Source organism: Phocaeicola massiliensis B84634 = Timone 84634 = DSM 17679 = JCM 13223 (assembly GCF_000382445.1).
Lineage (GTDB): Bacteria > Bacteroidota > Bacteroidia > Bacteroidales > Bacteroidaceae > Phocaeicola > Phocaeicola massiliensis.
On sequence record NZ_KB905472.1, the window covers coordinates 1,105,252 to 1,122,472 of the forward strand.

The window sequence follows — 17,221 nt, forward strand, 5'->3', positions numbered from 1 at the left end:
GTGTAAAAAATGTTAGTCGGGGAATAATGATTGAAGATAATTTCTACCTTTGCCACGCACGTTGGTGCATAACCGACCTAAACAATTCGGTGAAAAGATTGTTTCTATAGCAAAGATAAATTATAAAATAAAACTAAACAGAAGCTTATGTCACAAATCGTTGGACATATATCACAAGTAATCGGACCGGTAGTCGATGTGTATTTCGAAGGCAAAGATATCGATACCGACCTTCTTCTTCCTAGTATTCACGACGCTTTGACCATTAAACGACCGGACGGCAGAACGCTGGTTGTCGAAGTGCAGCAACACATCGGTGAGGACACGGTGCGTACCGTAGCCATGGACAGTACGGACGGACTGCAACGCGGCATGGAAGTAATACCGACAGGACATCCCATCACCATGCCGGTGGGCAATCAGATTAAAGGACGTTTGATGAACGTAGTGGGCGATGCCGTGGACGGAATGAAGCCGTTAAGTAAAGAAGGTGCATACCCTATTCATCGTGAACCTCCCAAGTTTGAGGATTTGTCTACTACACAGGAAGTGTTGTTTACCGGAATCAAGGTAATCGACCTGTTGGAGCCCTATTCAAAAGGGGGCAAAATCGGGTTGTTCGGTGGTGCCGGTGTAGGAAAAACCGTACTTATCATGGAGTTGATCAACAACATTGCCAAGAAGCACAACGGTTTTTCCGTGTTTGCAGGAGTGGGCGAACGTACCCGTGAAGGTAACGACCTGTTGCGTGAAATGATTGAATCAGGCGTTATCCGCTATGGAGAAGAGTTTAAAAAAAGCATGGAAGAGGGAAATTGGGATCTCTCTAAAGTAGACTACAACGAAGTAGAGAAATCACAGGCCACCTTGGTGTACGGACAGATGAACGAACCTCCCGGCGCACGTTCTTCCATCGCCCTTTCCGGGTTGACCGTTGCCGAATCGTTCCGCGACCGTAAGGGTGGGGATGCCAACGGACCGCGTGATATTCTGTTTTTCATTGATAATATTTTCCGTTTCACACAAGCCGGTTCAGAAGTATCTGCCTTGTTGGGACGTATGCCGTCTGCTGTGGGGTATCAGCCGACACTGGCTACCGAAATGGGACAGATGCAGGAGCGAATCACTTCCACCAAGAATGGTTCTATCACCTCCGTACAGGCGGTATATGTGCCTGCCGACGACTTGACAGACCCGGCACCTGCCACTACATTCAGCCACTTGGATGCTACAACGGTATTGAGCCGTAAGATTACCGAGTTGGGTATTTATCCTGCGGTAGACCCGTTGGAATCCACTTCGCGTATTCTTGACCCGAATGTTGTGGGACAGGAACATTACGACACCGCGCAACGCGTGAAACAAATCCTTCAGCGCAACAAAGAGTTGCAGGATATCATCTCTATTCTGGGTATGGATGAGCTTTCGGACGAAGACCGCCGGACGGTAAACCGTGCACGTCGTGTACAGCGTTTCCTGTCACAGCCCTTTGCCGTGGCCGAACAGTTCACCGGTGTGCCGGGGGTGATGGTTTCCATCGAAGATACCATTAAAGGATTCAATATGATTATGGACGGGGAAGTGGATTACCTGCCCGAACAAGCGTTCCTGAACGTAGGAACAATAGAAGAAGCAATAGAAAAAGGTAAGAAATTGCTGGAAACAGCCAATAAAAAGAATTAGTGCTTTATGAAACGGTTTCTGAATATGACAATCGCCACTCCCGAAGGAGTTATTTTCGAAGGAGAGGTTGAGAATGCAGAGTTTCCCGGTACGTTGGGTGCATTTACTCTTCTGCCGTTACACGCAGCTCTGATTTCTTCCCTTACCGGGGGACAAATCGTTTATGTGAAAGATGGGAAACCGGAAAAAGTCGCTATCAAGGGTGGTTTTGTTGAGGTAAAACAGGATATAGTATCGGTTTGCGTAGAACAATAACATTTAAAGAGTCAAAACTATGGGATTTACACTGACAAAAAAGCGATTTTTAATCTGGAAGACCGTTATGATGGTGGTCGCCGGACTGGTAGTAGGAGGAGCAATCAAGTTATTTTGGCCGGAGCATTATTTTGCCTGGTTTCCTTTTATTCCTCTGTATTTTTATATCTTCGGATGGTATTATATTTTTATGTTCGACTACTGTCGGAAGTATACGCCGCATAAGTTGCTTTCCGTCTATATGGGAATGAAGTTTGTAAAAATGGTATTCTCGATGATAATCCTGTTGTTCTATGTGTTGCACGTCAAAGTGCATAAGGAGGATTTCGTATTGACTTTCTTTTTGTTTTACCTTTTCAGCATGCTGTATGAAAGTATATTCTTCTTCGTGTTTGAAAGCAATTTGAAGATTAAACTAAAAGACAAAAAAGAAAAAAATGGATAAGGTAAGGTATTTGATAGGTATTGTTTTTTGTTTGCTGATGATGGGTGTCGGTACGGTGAAAGCCGAAGATATCAATGTGAGTCAGCAGCAGGAAAATGTGGATGCGAAGGATATCGTGTTCGGCCATATTCAGGATTCTTACGAATGGCATATCACTAAGTGGGGTGATAAGGATATTGTGATTCCTCTTCCGGTGATTGTATACAGTAAGGAGACGGGATGGCATACCTTTCTTTCTTCCCGTATCGCACATGAAGGCAGTGAGTACGAAGGGTTGCGTATCGCTACCGATGGAGACCATAAAGGAAAGATTGTAGAAGTGAATGCTGCCGGACAGGAGGTTCGCCCGTTTGATATTTCTATTACAAAAACAGTACTTGCTCTGCTAATCAACAGTGTGTTGCTGGTTGCCATTATTCTGGGTACTGCCCGTTGGTATAAGAAGCGCACGCCTGATTCTCCCGCACCGAAAGGTTTTGTCGGTTTCATGGAAATGTTTGTGATGATGATAGAAGATGATGTAATCAAGGGCTGTGTGGGAAAAGATTACAAGCGTTATTCTCCCTTTCTGTTGACGGCATTTTTCTTCGTGTTCATCAACAACCTCATGGGGTTGATTCCTATCTTTCCCGGTGGAGCAAATGTGACGGGGAATATTGCCATTACACTGGTATTGGCATTGTGTACGTTCATTGCTGTCAACGTGTGGGGCAACAAGGCATATTGGAAAGAAATCCTTTGGCCCGATGTGCCTACATGGTTAAAGTGCCCTGTGCCGTTGATGCCGGTAGTAGAGTTGTTCGGTATCTTCACAAAGCCTTTCGCCTTGATGATACGTTTGTTTGCCAATATCATGGCAGGTCACTCGGTTATCTTGGCGCTCACCAGCCTGATATTCGTAACAGTCGGCATGGGACCTGCCATAAACGGCACGATGACAGTGGTATCCGTTCTGTTCTGCATCTTTATGAACTTTGTGGAACTGCTGGTAGCCTTTATTCAGGCGTATGTGTTCACCATGCTGTCGGCAGTGTTTATCGGACTGTCCCGTGTAGAAGAAACAGAGAAAGAAAAAGCATAAAATAAATCATTAAAAAATAGAAAAGTTATGTTACTATCAACAGTATTATTACAAGCAGCAGCCGGAGTCGGCTTGAGTAAAGTAGGTGCAGCACTGGGTGCAGGTTTAGCAGTAATCGGTGCAGGTTTGGGTATTGGTAAGATTGGTGGCTCGGCTATGGAAGCTATTGCACGCCAGCCGGAAGTTTCAGGTGATATCCGTATGAATATGATTATCATCGCCGCCTTGGTAGAAGGTGTAGCCTTGTTCGCCATTGTGGTTTGTTTCCTTGCATTATAAAAATAAAAAGAAGTTATGTCATTATTAGTGCCCGATAGTGGTTTGTTGTTTTGGATGTTGCTTTCCTTCGGCATCGTGTTCTTTGTGCTCGCCAAATACGGTTTTCCCGTCATTGTCAAGATGGTGAATGAGCGTAAGGAGTACATCGACCGTTCGTTGGTGGTGGCAAAAGAAGCAAACGAACAGTTGGCTAACCTGAAAGCCGAAGGTGAAACCATCATGGCTAAAGCTCATGAGGAACAGGCACGCATACTGAACGAAGCAGCGGCGACACGAGACCGTATTATCAAGGAAGCCAAAGAACAGGCACGGATAGAAGGAGATAAAATGATGGAAGAGGTGAAGCGCCAAATCCAGGCAGAAAAAGAAGATGCTATCCGTGACATACGCCGTCAGGTAGCGGTTCTGTCCGTTGATATTGCCGAGAAAGTGTTGCGTAAGAACCTCGACGACGAGAACAAGCAGACGGCAATGATTGACCGGCTGCTGGATGAATTGACTGTTTCTAAAAACTGATTTGCCATGTATATAGGAGTAGTTTCTATGCGATATGCCAAGGCATTGCTGGCGTATGCCGATGATGCGAAGGTGGAAGATGCTGTTTACCGGGAAGCGTTGTTGCTGAAAGACAGTTATGCGCAAGTTCCCGAGTTGCGGCAGGCTATGGACAATCCTGTACTGGCGCCCGATGTAAAGCTGAGGCTGGTAGTGGAAGCTGCCGGAGGGAAAGTGACAAAGGAGCTGGAACGCTTTGTACAACTGGTGTTGAAGGAAAAGCGTGAAAAGTTTCTTCAGTTTATGATAAATTCATATATCGACCTGTACAGGAAACAGAAAAATATCAGCATAGGCAAGTTGACCACGGCTTATCCGGTAGCTCCCGAAGTAGTGGAGCGTATCCGTAAGATAGTAGTCAGCCGTACGAAAGGAACTGCTGAATTTGCTACAAAAGTAGACGCCTCGTTGGAAGGTGGTTTCATATTCGAAATCGGTACCTACCGCTTGGATGCAAGCGTTGCCAGCCAGATACGCAGAGTGAAACAGCAGTTTATAGAGAAGAACAGAAGAATAGTATAAAAAAGAAAAGTAAAGACTATGTCTGAAAATATAAGACCCAGCGAAGTATCCGAAGTATTGCTTCGACAACTCAAGGATATCGATACCTCACTTCAGTTTGATGAGGTGGGTACGGTGCTTCAGGTGAGCGATGGCGTGGTTCGTATCTACGGCTTGCTCAATGCCGAGGCGAATGAGTTGCTGGAGTTTGAGAATGGCATCAAAGCCATTGTGATGAATTTGGAAGAGGACAATGTGGGTGCGGTGTTATTAGGACCTACCGATCAGATTAAGGAAGGTATGATTGTAAAACGCACCAAACGAATCGCTTCCATCAAGGTGGGCGAAAGTATGTTGGGACGCGTTATTGACCCATTGGGCGAACCCCTTGACGGACGCGGACAGATAGGCGGTGAGCTTTGTGAGATGCCGTTGGAGCGCAAGGCTCCGGGGGTGATTTTCCGCCAGCCCGTCAATCAGCCGTTACAAACCGGCTTGAAGTCTGTCGATGCCATGATTCCTATCGGTCGCGGACAGCGTGAATTGATTATCGGCAACCGTCAGACGGGAAAGACCGCCATTGCCATCGATACCATCTTGAATCAGAAAGCGAATTACGAAGCAGGCAAACCTGTTTACTGTATTTATGTAGCCGTGGGACAGAAAGGTTCTACTGTTGCCAATATCGTGAACGTGCTGAAGGAGCGTGGAGCATTGGACTACACTATCGTAGTTGCCGCTACTGCTGCCGACCCTGCCGCCTTGCAATATTTTGCTCCGTTTGCAGGAGCTGCCATCGGAGAGTATTTCCGCGATACCGGTCGGGATGCGTTGGTCGTTTACGATGACTTGTCCAAGCAGGCTGTTGCCTACCGTGAGGTATCGTTGATTCTCCGCCGTCCTTCGGGGCGTGAGGCTTATCCGGGAGATATCTTTTATTTGCATTCCCGTTTGTTGGAGCGTGCCGCGAAGATAATCAACCAGCAGGAAGTGGCAGAACAGATGAACGATCTTCCGGCAAGCCTGAAGGGAAAGGTGAAAGGTGGTGGCTCGTTGACAGCCCTGCCCATCATCGAGACGCAGGCGGGAGACGTTTCGGCCTATATCCCGACAAATGTGATTTCCATTACCGATGGTCAGATATTCCTCGAAACGGACCTCTTCAACCAGGGATTCCGTCCTGCCATCAATGTAGGTATTTCTGTATCCCGTGTAGGTGGTAGCGCACAGATAAAGAGTATGAAGAAGGTAGCGGGTACATTGAAGATAGACCAGGCACAGTATCGTGAACTGGAAGCATTCTCCAAGTTCAGCAGTGATATGGATGCCGTGACTGCCATGGCCATCGACCGTGGACGTAAGAACAACCGGTTATTGATTCAGCCCCAGTACAGCCCGATGCCGGTGGGCGAGCAGATTGCCGTCCTTTATTGCGGGGTACATAGCTTGCTGCATGATGTACCTTTGGATAAAGTGATTGAATTCCAGAATACTTTTTTGGAAACGATGCGCGCCAATCATCAGCAGGATGTAATTGATGTGCTGGCAAGCGGTGTCATCAATGAGGAAGTAACCGGAATCATAGAAAAAGTGGCTGCGGAAACAGCTCAATCTTATAAAGAACAATAATTATCATGGCATCACTGAAAGAAGTAAAAGGAAGAATAGCCTCGGTAAACAATACCCGAAAGATTACTTCGGCTATGAAAATGGTGGCTTCAGCCAAATTGCATAAGGCTCAGGCTGCCATAGAAAGTATGCTTCCTTACGAACGCAGGCTGCACCATATACTGACCGATTTTATGAGCAACTGTACCGAGGTGACGTCTCCTTTCATTGTGAAGCGTGAAGTAAAAAAGGTGGCTGTCGTGGTGTTTGCTTCCAATACCAGTCTGTGCGGCGGGTTTAATGCCAATGTCATCAGGCACCTGGTCGATTTGCTGACAGAATACAAGCCGTTGGGATTGGAGAATATTCTGGTTTTCCCGGTAGGAAAGAAGGTGGCGGATGCTGTCAGGAAGCTGGGATTCCGCATTGAAGGCGACTTCCAGCACATGGCAGACAAACCTTCTTATCAGGAGGCTGCCGACCTGGCTGCCGATTTGATGAAACGCTTCCTGCATGGCGATGTGGATAAAGTGGAATTGCTCTATAATCATTTCAAGTCCACCGCTTCGCAGATATTGACTCGCGAGACGTATCTTCCCATTGATTTAAATAATGAAAAGAAGGAGGAAGAGAGGACGATAGACTATATTCTTGAGCCTTCTGCCGAGGAACTGATGCAGGAAATGCTACCCAAGGTGTTGCGTATGAAGATGTTCACCGTATTGCTGGATTCGAATGCTGCCGAACATGCGGCACGGACCATGGCCATGCAGATTGCAACAGACAATGCCAATGAGTTGTTGCAGGAGCTGACGGTGATGTATAACAAAAGCCGCCAGCAGTCAATTACCAATGAATTGCTTGATATTGTGGGCGGCTCGATGGCTTAATGAGGAAACCGCGAATATTCGGAATTCGATTTCGGACATTCGCGGTTTTATTTCATCCGCAGACAAGCCAGGTAATCATAGTGCTTTCCTTCTTTTATCAGCTCTGCTTCAAAGCCATACTCGGCAGCATAGAGACTGAGTGTTTGAAAATCCACATAGAGCCAGTCGAAACGGTCTCCTTTGATATTCTTATATTGCATCCGGAAATCAATTTCGCCATAGTAATCTCCTGCAAGGTCTATCAGGAAGCTGCCGTCTTCATCCTCGAAAAGATAGCGCAGGTCGCTCGAATCCATTAAAATACATCCTCCCGGACGAAGCAATTGTTTCATTCTCAGAAAGAAATCGGGCATATTTTCTAATTTCCCGATGATGCCCGAACCATTCATCAGCATCAGGATGGTATCAAATGTTTCAAGAAATCCTACATCAAAAAGGTTGATTTGACGGACATCACGTACACCGCGTTCTGCCATAACCTTGACTGAAAGCGGGGAGATGTCAATGGCGCAAACTTCCTTTCCCATTTCTTGCAATGCCAGGGTATGGCAACCGCTTCCGGCACCGGCATCCAGAATCTTTCCGCTTGCCATTTGCAAAGCTGTCTTCTCCGGTTCGGACATTTCGTCGAACGAACGGAAAAGCTGGTTAATGGGAATTTCATCTTCTTCAAACTGAGATGAGAATACACGTAGTTTTCCTGCCTTCTGATGGTGAAAATAGTCGGTAATAGCTGCCCCCATCGGGTCTTTATCGGGAGAGAGAAGGTTTGCTTTCATTTGCTGTGTCATTTTTATCGGTTGGTATTTACAAATTTCTCGTATTGTTTTTTTGCCTTTTCCAAACACGCTGCATCCGGCTTATCATTTTCAAAAAAAGTAACGCTTAATTCTTTCCTTGACCAGTTGCCGGCTATCCGATGCTCATGCAGAACCACCGGATAGAAAATGCCGAACGTATTGTAGGCTTTCCTTTCGTGCTCCTTGGAGAGTACGGCGGAACGGTCTTTGTAGCCGATGAGCAATTCATCGTAGGGAGGCAAAAGTGTAATGCTGTCCTTTTGCATTTTGCCATATCGATTACTCTCGTGCAGGAAATATTCCGTACCGTTTATCATTTTTACGGTCAGCGCAGAGGATATCTGTTCCATTCCTATGCGGCATTCTTTCACCGGTAATCCGCTCCACCATACAAAATCGGCGAGTGTGGCGGGGGCGTGGCTTTGGAAATACTTTGTTGCCAAGCGTGCCAATGCTTCTTCTTTCGGCAGGCAACCGAACTTGTTTTCATCTTTTCCGTAAAGCCGGTAGGTTATCTTCCTGCCGTCGGTGCAACCGTTATGGATGATGCCTTCCGCCTCTGCCACTGCCAACAGGTGGCGGACGGTGTGAGCATTGTCGATGTCTATTTCCTGATAGAAAGGTATGATATCTTCTCGTGTCAGATGCTTCTTTCCACCTAATATATTAGTCAGAAGCTCACGGCTGTTGTCCATCATTTTGTCGGAAATCGGGTTGCCCGACTGTTTGGCAAATGCACACCACGAACGGATGGAACGCTCCCGATGGAGTGGCATCATCCAATGATAGTCTTCTTTAGTGACCAGTTGCCAGGTGGAACGGTTCAAGTGTGAGCGGATGATGTCGCCCTTGTTGAGTGCCTCGATAACGCCGGCCTCCGAGGGCTTCCGCATCCTTACTCCGACGGCCCACCGGCACATGGAGAAATCCTGTGCCTGCATTGCTCCCATCCACGACACTACCTCTTGTGGGGCAGTGAATAGCGGGCGAAGCAGATGTTGGTTCAGCAACCTTGCCGTTGCAATATCTTTTAATGTTTTCATGGTTTGTCAATGTTGGGCGCAAAGATAGATAATTCGGCGTGAGAAACAAGATAAGAGCCGGATTTTATCTTTTATCTGAATAAATGCACTACTTTTGTGACTGCGTTTTGAAAAGAATCGGCAACAGCACAATGAAATTTCAAAGGAAAAAGTAAAATGAATGAATTAAAGCTTCGTATAGAATCCCTGTTACAACAACTTAACGAACGTGTTTTCGAGAAAGAGCATGTGGTGGCACTCTCCCTGCTGTCGGCAGTGGCAGGAGAGAGTATCTTCCTGCTCGGCCCTCCGGGAGTTGCCAAGAGTATGGTGGCGCGCCGCCTGAAACTGGCTTTTCGGGATGCCTACGCTTTCGAGTATCTCATGTCCCGTTTTAGTACGCCCGATGAAATATTCGGGCCGGTATCCATCTCCAAACTGAAGGATGCGGATACCTACGAACGCATTGTCGATGGTTATCTGCCTTCGGCTACCATTGCCTTTCTGGATGAAATATGGAAAGCCGGACCTGCCATTCAGAATGCTTTGCTGACCATTATCAATGAAAAGATTTATCGTAACGGACAGTTTTCTATTCGGGTTCCTCTGAAAGGTCTGATTGCAGCATCCAATGAACTTCCGGCACAAGGGCAGGGACTTGAAGCTCTATGGGACCGATTCCTGCTTCGTTGTCTGGTGGGAGGAATAGAAGATATGGGTGAGTTTGACCGCATGATTTCGTCTACCGACGAAACGGAACCGGTGGTGGATGAACAACTTCAAATAACCGGTGAAGAATATGTCCGTTGGGAAAAGGAAATAGCTGCCATAAAGATTCATTACTCCATTTTTGAAGTGATTCATGCACTGAAAGACGGCATTGAGCAATATAACCGGCAAGTGCAGAACGAGGGTGGTATTTCAGCTCCTCTCTATGTGTCCGACCGTCGCTGGAAGAAGATGGTAAAGCTGCTCAAGACGTCCGCTTTCCTGAACGGTTCGGATACCATCCGCCTGTCGGACTGTACGCTTTTATCTTATTGCTTGTGGAGCGAAACGGAGCATATGGAAGCCATTGAAGAAATGGTTGCCGCCGCCATACGGAAGAGTGCCGAGGGCTATCTGCTCAACATAAAGGGGCTGGAACAAGATATCGAGGAACTGAAAGACTGTCAATCTTCGGAACACAGTTTGCGCGAGCTTAATGATCCCGGCATTCAGGTGGTGGATACCTATTACTATCAGGTGGAGGGAGTCCGCATGAGAGAGCGTTTGCTGATTTTTGCTTCCGATTACCGGCATCTTGACAAAACAGGGAAACTGTTCTATTTGCACAAAGACAAGTACAAAGCAAATTGTTGTATTCTGAAAAAATATGATTCGGTGCTTCATGCCAAAGTTCCCCGTAGCAAGATATATACGTTGAAGCGGGGAACTCGCTCCGTTTATATAAACAATTATGAATATCATCTGATGTGTTATGAGAACTGTCCGCCTCCGTCTCCCGAACCGGAGCCGGAAGACCTGGGCATGAAATACCGTTCGGTGACCGAAGCTTTGAAGAGAATGGAGAAAGACTGGAACGAGTTGCTTGCTGCCGAAACAGAGTATTACGAAAATCATCTTTTCCTGAGTGCAAGGCAACGCCTCCTGATGCGGAGGATGCTCACCTATCAAAAGAACAATATAGAACGATATAAGAACGAATTGAACGAAATGGCTGATGCGTACCGAAAAGAGAACCAGGAATATAAGGTTGAGAGACCTGAAGATGATTTATTCACAGGAGCTTAAAGACAGAACGTTTAAAGCATACGGGGATGATATCGGCAGCGGAGTGGTGCGCCGACACGAATTGGAGGAAAAAGTGCTTGCCTACTATCGCCGCACAACGCCTTCCCTGCAGGAATATTATTCGCGCTACACTCCCGAGTGGGATGCTTTTTATTCCTCGGAACACTTGCCGGACATGGCATTCCTGCAATTCCTGAAACAGATGCGCAGTGCATTCAAGAAGCGTTATGAGCTTTCCGAACTCAATATTGATTACTATATCTCACGAATGGAAGGTTGCTCTCTGCTAAAAGGGGAAGCAACGCAGACAAAGGAGTTTTTCCTGGATAAATGGCATCAGTTGCTCACCCGCAAGGAGTACGACTATCAGTATATGCACATCGACAGCCTTTGCGAGAGTTTCGATCTGTTGGTAAAGAAACATGGGCAACAGTCGGGCAATCATCTGCTCGGGTCGCGCATGGAGTGGCTGCTTCACAACTACCCGGATTTGTATCGCAAGATGCTCCCCTTTGAGCAAGTGATGAAACGCAATCCTGCCATCCGGCAACTGGCGCATCTTTTGGGGAGAAAGCACCGGGAACCATTGAAATATGATTCTCTTTCGGGAGTGGATAAGAAGATGCTGATTCGCCATTCTCCGCACAGCGATATAACGGGCGTCACTTTGGGCAATGACCTGAACAGTCTGTTGCCGATAGAATATTGTTATCTGGCGGACGATTCGCTGCGTGCCGTGTTCATGGAACGGTATGCCGAGAAGCGGTTGCAACTGTTTGATTATAAATCGAAAGAAGCAGACCCGGTGAAGAATGACAAGCAGAAAGTTTCGGGACAAGGGCCTTATATCATCTGTGTGGATACGTCCGGCTCCATGCAGGGCGACCGGGAAATCCTGTCCAAGTCTGCGATTCTTGCCATTGCTCAGTTGACGGAAAAGACTCACCGCAAATGTTATGTCATCAACTTCTCCGATGAGGCTGTAGCTCTGTTGGTGGAAGATTTGTCGCGCGACATGCCCAAACTGGCCGAATTTCTCAATAAATCCTTCAACGGAGGAACGGATGTAGAACCCGCCCTTCGCGAAGCGGCGCATATCATTAACGGAAACGATTTCAGAGAGTCGGATATTGTCCTGATTTCAGACTTCGAGATGCCTCCGTTATCCAAAGATTTAAAAGAACAAATAAGAGTGATGAAACGTCGGAAGACTTCTTTTTTTGCACTCTCTTTTGGCAATCAACCCGAAATGGAATATCTGAATCTTTGCGATAGATATTGGGAGATGTGACGGAGACGAAAAGAAAACCGCATTTTTTAATTCTGAGGTTCTTGAAAAAACTCTTTCAGCTTTTTGCAAAACTCCACTGTCTTTTCGCAAAAGACTTAGAGGTTTTGCAAAAAGACAGTGGAGTTTTTCGGGAGTCCTTTTTCATGTTTTATTTTTCGCTTTTATCTCTTTATAAAACGGACTGCGGATTTGTGATGTGGGTTATAATTAAATAATTGATTGTCAAAGAATTAATGATTTATTTGGGACCACTGGGACCAGGGCCCGTCTTTATGAGATTCTGACCCCGGATTTCTGCTGATATGAATATATATATTGTTGTTTATCAGTATGTTCTTGATTTGTAAAACGGACAAGCTCTTTTTATGGAATATGAATTATTATTACATGAATAATATCTGTTGGCAATGAGTTTGTTGTTTCGCTGAATAGGTGCTTGAATGATTTATAATCTCATTGATTACAGTGCCGAATTTCATTTAATAGGCTTGTCCGCTTTATCGGTTTGATTATCAATTTATTAATGGTCTTTTATTGGGGCCGGATTCTCATAAAGGCGGGCCCTGGTCCAAGTGGTCCCAAATAAATTGTTAATCATTTGATAATCAACTGTTTCACTCTTTTGGTATAGCGAGAAACAATTACCATTTTTATGCGAGAAGACTTTATGCCTTTATTGTGCTTTTTATGGCATCAATCAGTCGGCTGAAATCTTCAGGAAATACATCGCCGATATTTCCGATACGGAATGTATCTGCCTGTGAAATTTTACCCGGATAAATCACGAATCCCTTTGTTTTCAGTTGCTTATAGAATTCTTTGAAATCAAATGCCGCATCGGGGTACAGGAAAGAAGTGATAATGGGAGATTGTATGGTGTCATCCAATAAGGTTTTGAAGCCCAGAGAGCGCATTCCTGCCACCAATACCTCGTGATTGCGGCAGTAGCGTTCGTGACGTGCCTGCACGCCGCCTTCGGCCTCTAATTCGTCCATGGCCTGTTTAAAAGCGCGTACCACGTGAGTGGGAGAGGTGAAGCGCCATTTGCCGTGTCCCTTCTCCATTGTTTCCCATTGGTCGTAAATGTCAAGAGAGAGGCTGCGTGATACGCCCTTGCAGTGTGCCAGTTCGGATTTGCGGGCTATGATGAAGCCGAATCCCGGTACACCCTGAATGCACTTGTTGGCGCTGCTGATCATAAAGTCGATACCCAGTTCCTCTACATCCAAGGGTACGCCTCCGAAGCTACTCATTGCATCCACAATCAACTTCTTGCCGTGCATCTTTACCATGTGGGCAATCTCCTTCAACGGGTTCAGAATGCCGGTCGTTGTTTCGCAATGCACCACTGCCACGTGTGTGATTTCTGCGTTATGTGCCAGGTAGTCGTCCACATATTCCACGGATACTTGTTCGGTTTCATCAAAAGCAAGCATGTCATAGTTCATGCCGTGGTATTCGGCAATGTTTCCCATACGGTCACCGTATGCGCCGTTGCTCAGAATGAGTAATTTGTGTTTCGGGGTGATGACGCTTCCCAATGTTGCTTCTACGCAGTAAGTACCGCTTCCCTGTAACAGAACGGCTGTGTATTCATCGGTTTTATGGGTAGCGAGTTTCACCAGTCCTTTGCGGATTTCTTCAACGATGTGCACATTGTAATCCTCATCCCATGTGCACCAGTCGGTCATCATGGCTGTTTTTACTGTTTCTGATGTTGTTAAAGGGCCGGGAGTCAAAAGTAAATATGGTCTCATTGTGTTAGTTTATTTTATGGTTGATAATTTCAATAATTTCGGGGAGTTCGGCAATGCTGTTTACCACATAATGGGCACCTGCCATATACATGCGTTTTCTGACGGCAGCCATGCGTTTGTTCAGTTCATCTGATGGAAGTTTCTCGGTTTCTTCTTGGGTAAGCCCCATTTCGTTGCTGCCCAGAATGACACCGACAGTCCATACGCCTGCATTCACTCCTTCTTTGATGTCGGCAATGGTATCCCCATATTTCACAACACTTGTTACGGAAGGTACATTCAAATCTGTCATGTTTTTGTAAATCATAAAAGGCTGAGGACGTCCGGCAGGAAGACCGTCGGGGGTGACACAATTGTCTGTGGTATAACCTTTGGCGGCAGCTCCCGGCAGGACCACATCCATCATGGCGCGTGTATAACCTGTGGTGGAGCCGATTTTAATGCCTGCCTTTTTCAGTTCGCCAATGGTTTCAATGACTCCGGGGATAGGAGTGGTATATTCCTGAAGAGAAGCGAAGAGATATTTCTCAAATTCACGGTTCATGGCAACCACATCTTCTTCCGTCCAAAGTCTGTTGTATAGTTTTTGGAATTGCTCTGTCACTCCGGGCAACTTGAACAGTTCACGGATATGGTCTATTTTTGCCATTCCCATAGGGCGGCGTGCTTCTTCCATGGTTACAGTGATACCTACTTCACCAAAGGCCTTCAAGAAGGCGGCAACAGGTGCAAAACATCCGTAATCGACTGCTGTTCCTGCCCAGTCCATAATTACACATATTCATTTCCTGTAGGAGTGGATTGGATTTGCGGGAAAGCATTCGTGGCGTTGTCCGTCGGGTGATAACATTCCGTGGGTAAGTTCTGTTTTTCCATTTTGTATCGTTGCATCAGATAGATTGCCGAACCGATGAATGCAATACCGGCAACGATGCCTACCCATCCCGAAAATTGGTTGTAGAATTGCATCCAGTCGATATTCGGGCTGCAATATTCTTTGAAAAGAAGCACACAAACCGTTCCTGTGTATCCGATAAAGTCGATGGATGCGATGAAAAATCCCACATTCCCTTTAATCTTGAAGCAGGCGATAAACCGTTCGAAGAATAAGGTTTGAAAACTCAGGTAGACAATATACAGGCTCAAACTCTGTATAAAGAGCCAGTAAAGGGTGGGCAATTGCAGTGTGTCATAATTGAATGCCAGATAACTGATGGTTACGGCTCCACCTATCACCATGGAAAGGAGCACTATCAGCACCCTGTAATTGCTGTTTATCAGTGACATCATGGCAAATATTCCCAGAATAATCAGTGTTACCATGCCGTCTACTTGTGCAAACAACCATGAAGAGATAGTGCTTACGTCAATAATGTTGACCAGAAAATCTTCCTTGATATCACGCAGGATGGTGATGAACAGATTGGCAAAAAACAACATTATCAGCAGGGGCATATAGCTTTTGAACAGTTGCCGGCGCTGTTCTCCGTTCAGTGCTACGCGTTCCGAACGCAGGGCGCGGTCTTCGTCAGTGGGGGATGGCAGTTTGTTGAGCGACCATCCCATCAGGACAAGTAGCGGAAAAGCCAGACCGCCTATCAGGGCAGGCATCCAGAATTCTGTGACACCGAATGTGTTGATGACAAATAGCCCGAGTGATTTTGCCATTCCGGAACTCACAGCCATGCTTACTCCCAGCAAACTAGCTAATATGTCGGTCACTTTGCGGCCCTCAATGAAACTGAAGATAACTCCCCACATACACCCCAGCGCCAGTCCGTTGAAGAACAATGCAAATACATTGAAAGGAGTGGGGAGCAGTCCGAAAAAGACCAATGCAAGTTCGGCAAGAGCCACGGAGAATATCATGAATTTCAACCGGTTCTCCCGTTTCAATTCGGAGACAATTTTAATGGCAAAAAACTTAGAGATGAGGTAGCCGAAGATTTGCATGATAGTAGTGGCTACTTTGTAATCCATTCCGAAAAAGTCCATTCCGTCAAAAGTGGCAGCCGTAAAAGGTTTACGCAGTGCATATACCAATGAATAGGAAAGTAAGGCTGTTCCTCCTGCCCATAAGATAAACAGGAAATTGGATATTGGTTTGTTCGTTTCGCTTTTTGCTTCCATTATTGTTTTACTTGTTTTTGCAAATTATGTTTTTATCATCGTAAAAGCGGAGTCTTGCGTCCCGTTCCGATGATTTCCGGCAGCAAAAGTATGCTCATCCGGTCGGAGAAAAAATGAATATTTATGATTAATATTTTTCATATAGCGAGGAGTTGATGATGTAATATTAATGTAATGTGTATGTCATTGTAAGTTCACACGGAAACTTGTATTTTGTAAGTTCAATATAGAAGATAATATCCATGGATGATTTAATAGAAATTTATAGAAGAATAGAATACCTCCGTAATAACGGATTGAAAATGAAAGAAATAGCAGATTTTATCGATATGGCTCCCAGTGTGTTGTCTGCGCTTTATTCCAGTGTCCTGCCCACTTATGTAACCTCATTGAAACAAGGACATTCTGAAGAAAATTCATTGGATTTGGCTTTGGGACAGGTCAATAACATTTCAAAGAAACGCTTGATGGGAAATTTGTCAAGCATCAAAGAATTGCTTTTCAGTCTGGAACCTGCCAATGGCGAGACAAAGGCGAATCCGTTTATGGAAATGATGACTGCCGAGATGCAGCGTTCTGTTCAGGAAGTTTATAATTATAGTGGCAGCTATTTGAGTTACAGTCTTTCTTCGTCATGCAACTGCCTGAAAGTGGAACCTTACCTGATAGAGTCTTCCGAAGATAACACGTATGTGAAGGTGACTCACATGAGTGCTTATAACACGACTCACCGGGGGGTAGGGTTGTTTAATAACCATCAGAACGGATATATTTTTTTCAACGAACGGGAAGCTCCCCAAATGGCTTTGTTCAGCATTTACCTGCAATTGCCCATGTATGATTTCCCTCCTTTTCTGAAAGGGTTATATCTCAGCCTGGATTATAACAGGAATCCGATATCACGCCGTATTCTCTTTGTAAAGCAAAGTGACAGTACGGACATGGAGGAGTTCCTGGAATTGAAAGGGGAGCTTGTGGCACTTGAAAACTTGACGGAGCTGCAAAAGAAATATTACGATTATACTTGTCGGGAGGGAGACTGTATCCGTACTTGCATGATACCGTCTCCCCAACTGAATGAAAATGATTTGGAAATAGAAAAAAGGATTCTTGCTTTATGAAATTTTCAT

General features: G+C 45.6%; 17 protein-coding genes. 12 read left to right on the forward strand and 5 right to left on the reverse strand.

Annotated features, from left to right (window positions below; translation table 11 throughout):
* The first annotated feature begins 147 nt into the window (after window positions 1–147).
* Genes atpD through HMPREF1534_RS14300 form a run of 9 tightly spaced genes read left to right on the forward strand, consistent with a single transcriptional unit; the run spans window position 148 to window position 7,297 of the window.
* A complete protein-coding gene (gene atpD, locus HMPREF1534_RS14340; RefSeq protein ID WP_005937680.1) occupies window positions 148–1,683 on the forward strand; it encodes a F0F1 ATP synthase subunit beta in 1,536 nt (511 codons plus the stop codon).
* 6 nt (window positions 1,684–1,689) lie between these two features.
* A complete protein-coding gene (locus tag HMPREF1534_RS14335; RefSeq protein ID WP_005937683.1) occupies window positions 1,690–1,938 on the forward strand; it encodes a F0F1 ATP synthase subunit epsilon in 249 nt (82 codons plus the stop codon).
* 19 nt (window positions 1,939–1,957) lie between these two features.
* Window positions 1,958–2,383, forward strand: coding sequence for a hypothetical protein (locus HMPREF1534_RS14330; protein WP_005937686.1), 426 nt, complete (start codon window positions 1,958–1,960; stop codon window positions 2,381–2,383).
* Window positions 2,376–3,464 (forward strand): F0F1 ATP synthase subunit A, encoded by a 1,089-nt coding sequence (gene atpB, locus HMPREF1534_RS14325; RefSeq protein WP_005937688.1) that lies wholly within the window; start codon window positions 2,376–2,378, stop codon window positions 3,462–3,464. The genes HMPREF1534_RS14330 and atpB overlap by 8 nt, the downstream gene beginning before the upstream one ends.
* 27 nt (window positions 3,465–3,491) lie before the next feature.
* On the forward strand, window positions 3,492–3,743 hold the full coding sequence (gene atpE / locus HMPREF1534_RS14320; protein WP_005937691.1) for an ATP synthase F0 subunit C: 252 nt from the start codon (window positions 3,492–3,494) through the stop codon (window positions 3,741–3,743).
* Window positions 3,744–3,758: 15 nt separating this feature from the next.
* The gene (gene atpF, locus HMPREF1534_RS14315) at window positions 3,759–4,259 is read left to right on the forward strand and encodes a F0F1 ATP synthase subunit B (protein WP_005937695.1); all 501 of its coding nucleotides are present in this window, start codon (window positions 3,759–3,761) and stop codon (window positions 4,257–4,259) included.
* A gap of 6 nt (window positions 4,260–4,265) precedes the next feature.
* A complete protein-coding gene (locus tag HMPREF1534_RS14310; protein ID WP_005937698.1) occupies window positions 4,266–4,820 on the forward strand; it encodes a F0F1 ATP synthase subunit delta in 555 nt (184 codons plus the stop codon).
* 18 nt (window positions 4,821–4,838) lie between these two features.
* Window positions 4,839–6,428, forward strand: coding sequence for a F0F1 ATP synthase subunit alpha (gene atpA, locus HMPREF1534_RS14305; protein WP_005937701.1), 1,590 nt, complete (start codon window positions 4,839–4,841; stop codon window positions 6,426–6,428).
* Window positions 6,429–6,433: 5 nt separating this feature from the next.
* Window positions 6,434–7,297, forward strand: a complete 864-nt coding sequence (locus HMPREF1534_RS14300; RefSeq protein WP_005937704.1) for a F0F1 ATP synthase subunit gamma — start codon at window positions 6,434–6,436, stop codon at window positions 7,295–7,297.
* 47 nt (window positions 7,298–7,344) lie between these two features.
* Here HMPREF1534_RS14300 and HMPREF1534_RS14295 read toward each other — a convergent pair whose 3' ends face one another.
* Window positions 7,345–8,076: a class I SAM-dependent methyltransferase gene (locus HMPREF1534_RS14295; protein ID WP_005937707.1), complete on the reverse strand. Its 732-nt coding sequence runs from the start codon at window positions 8,074–8,076 to the stop codon at window positions 7,345–7,347.
* A gap of 14 nt (window positions 8,077–8,090) precedes the next feature.
* Window positions 8,091–9,140, reverse strand: a complete 1,050-nt coding sequence (locus tag HMPREF1534_RS14290) for a winged helix DNA-binding domain-containing protein (protein ID WP_005937710.1) — start codon at window positions 9,138–9,140, stop codon at window positions 8,091–8,093.
* Window positions 9,141–9,296: 156 nt separating this feature from the next.
* On the opposite strand from HMPREF1534_RS14290, the gene HMPREF1534_RS14285 reads away from it, so the two are divergent.
* Together HMPREF1534_RS14285 and HMPREF1534_RS14280 are read left to right on the forward strand one after the other, a co-directional pair.
* Entirely contained in the window at window positions 9,297–10,913 is a 1,617-nt protein-coding gene (locus tag HMPREF1534_RS14285; RefSeq protein WP_005937713.1) for an AAA family ATPase, read from the forward strand.
* A complete protein-coding gene (locus HMPREF1534_RS14280) occupies window positions 10,891–12,204 on the forward strand; it encodes a vWA domain-containing protein (protein WP_005937716.1) in 1,314 nt (437 codons plus the stop codon). The genes HMPREF1534_RS14285 and HMPREF1534_RS14280 overlap by 23 nt, the downstream gene beginning before the upstream one ends.
* Window positions 12,205–12,869: 665 nt before the next feature.
* Here HMPREF1534_RS14280 and HMPREF1534_RS14275 read toward each other — a convergent pair.
* The 3 genes from HMPREF1534_RS14275 to HMPREF1534_RS14265 are packed head-to-tail and all read right to left on the reverse strand — an operon-like array spanning window position 12,870 to window position 16,091.
* On the reverse strand, window positions 12,870–13,961 hold the full coding sequence (locus HMPREF1534_RS14275) for a 2-aminoethylphosphonate--pyruvate transaminase (RefSeq protein WP_005937719.1): 1,092 nt from the start codon (window positions 13,959–13,961) through the stop codon (window positions 12,870–12,872).
* 4 nt (window positions 13,962–13,965) lie between these two features.
* Window positions 13,966–14,730, reverse strand: coding sequence for a phosphonoacetaldehyde hydrolase (gene phnX / locus HMPREF1534_RS14270; RefSeq protein ID WP_005937722.1), 765 nt, complete (start codon window positions 14,728–14,730; stop codon window positions 13,966–13,968).
* A gap of 2 nt (window positions 14,731–14,732) precedes the next feature.
* Window positions 14,733–16,091, reverse strand: a complete 1,359-nt coding sequence (locus HMPREF1534_RS14265) for a DUF5690 family protein (protein WP_005937725.1) — start codon at window positions 16,089–16,091, stop codon at window positions 14,733–14,735.
* Window positions 16,092–16,333: 242 nt separating this feature from the next.
* Here HMPREF1534_RS14265 and HMPREF1534_RS14260 point away from each other — a divergent pair, with 242 nt between their 5' ends.
* Window positions 16,334–17,212 carry a hypothetical protein gene (locus HMPREF1534_RS14260; protein ID WP_005937727.1) on the forward strand — a complete coding sequence of 293 codons (879 nt, stop codon included), beginning with the start codon at window positions 16,334–16,336 and terminating at the stop codon, window positions 17,210–17,212.
* Window positions 17,213–17,221 lie beyond the last annotated feature (9 nt).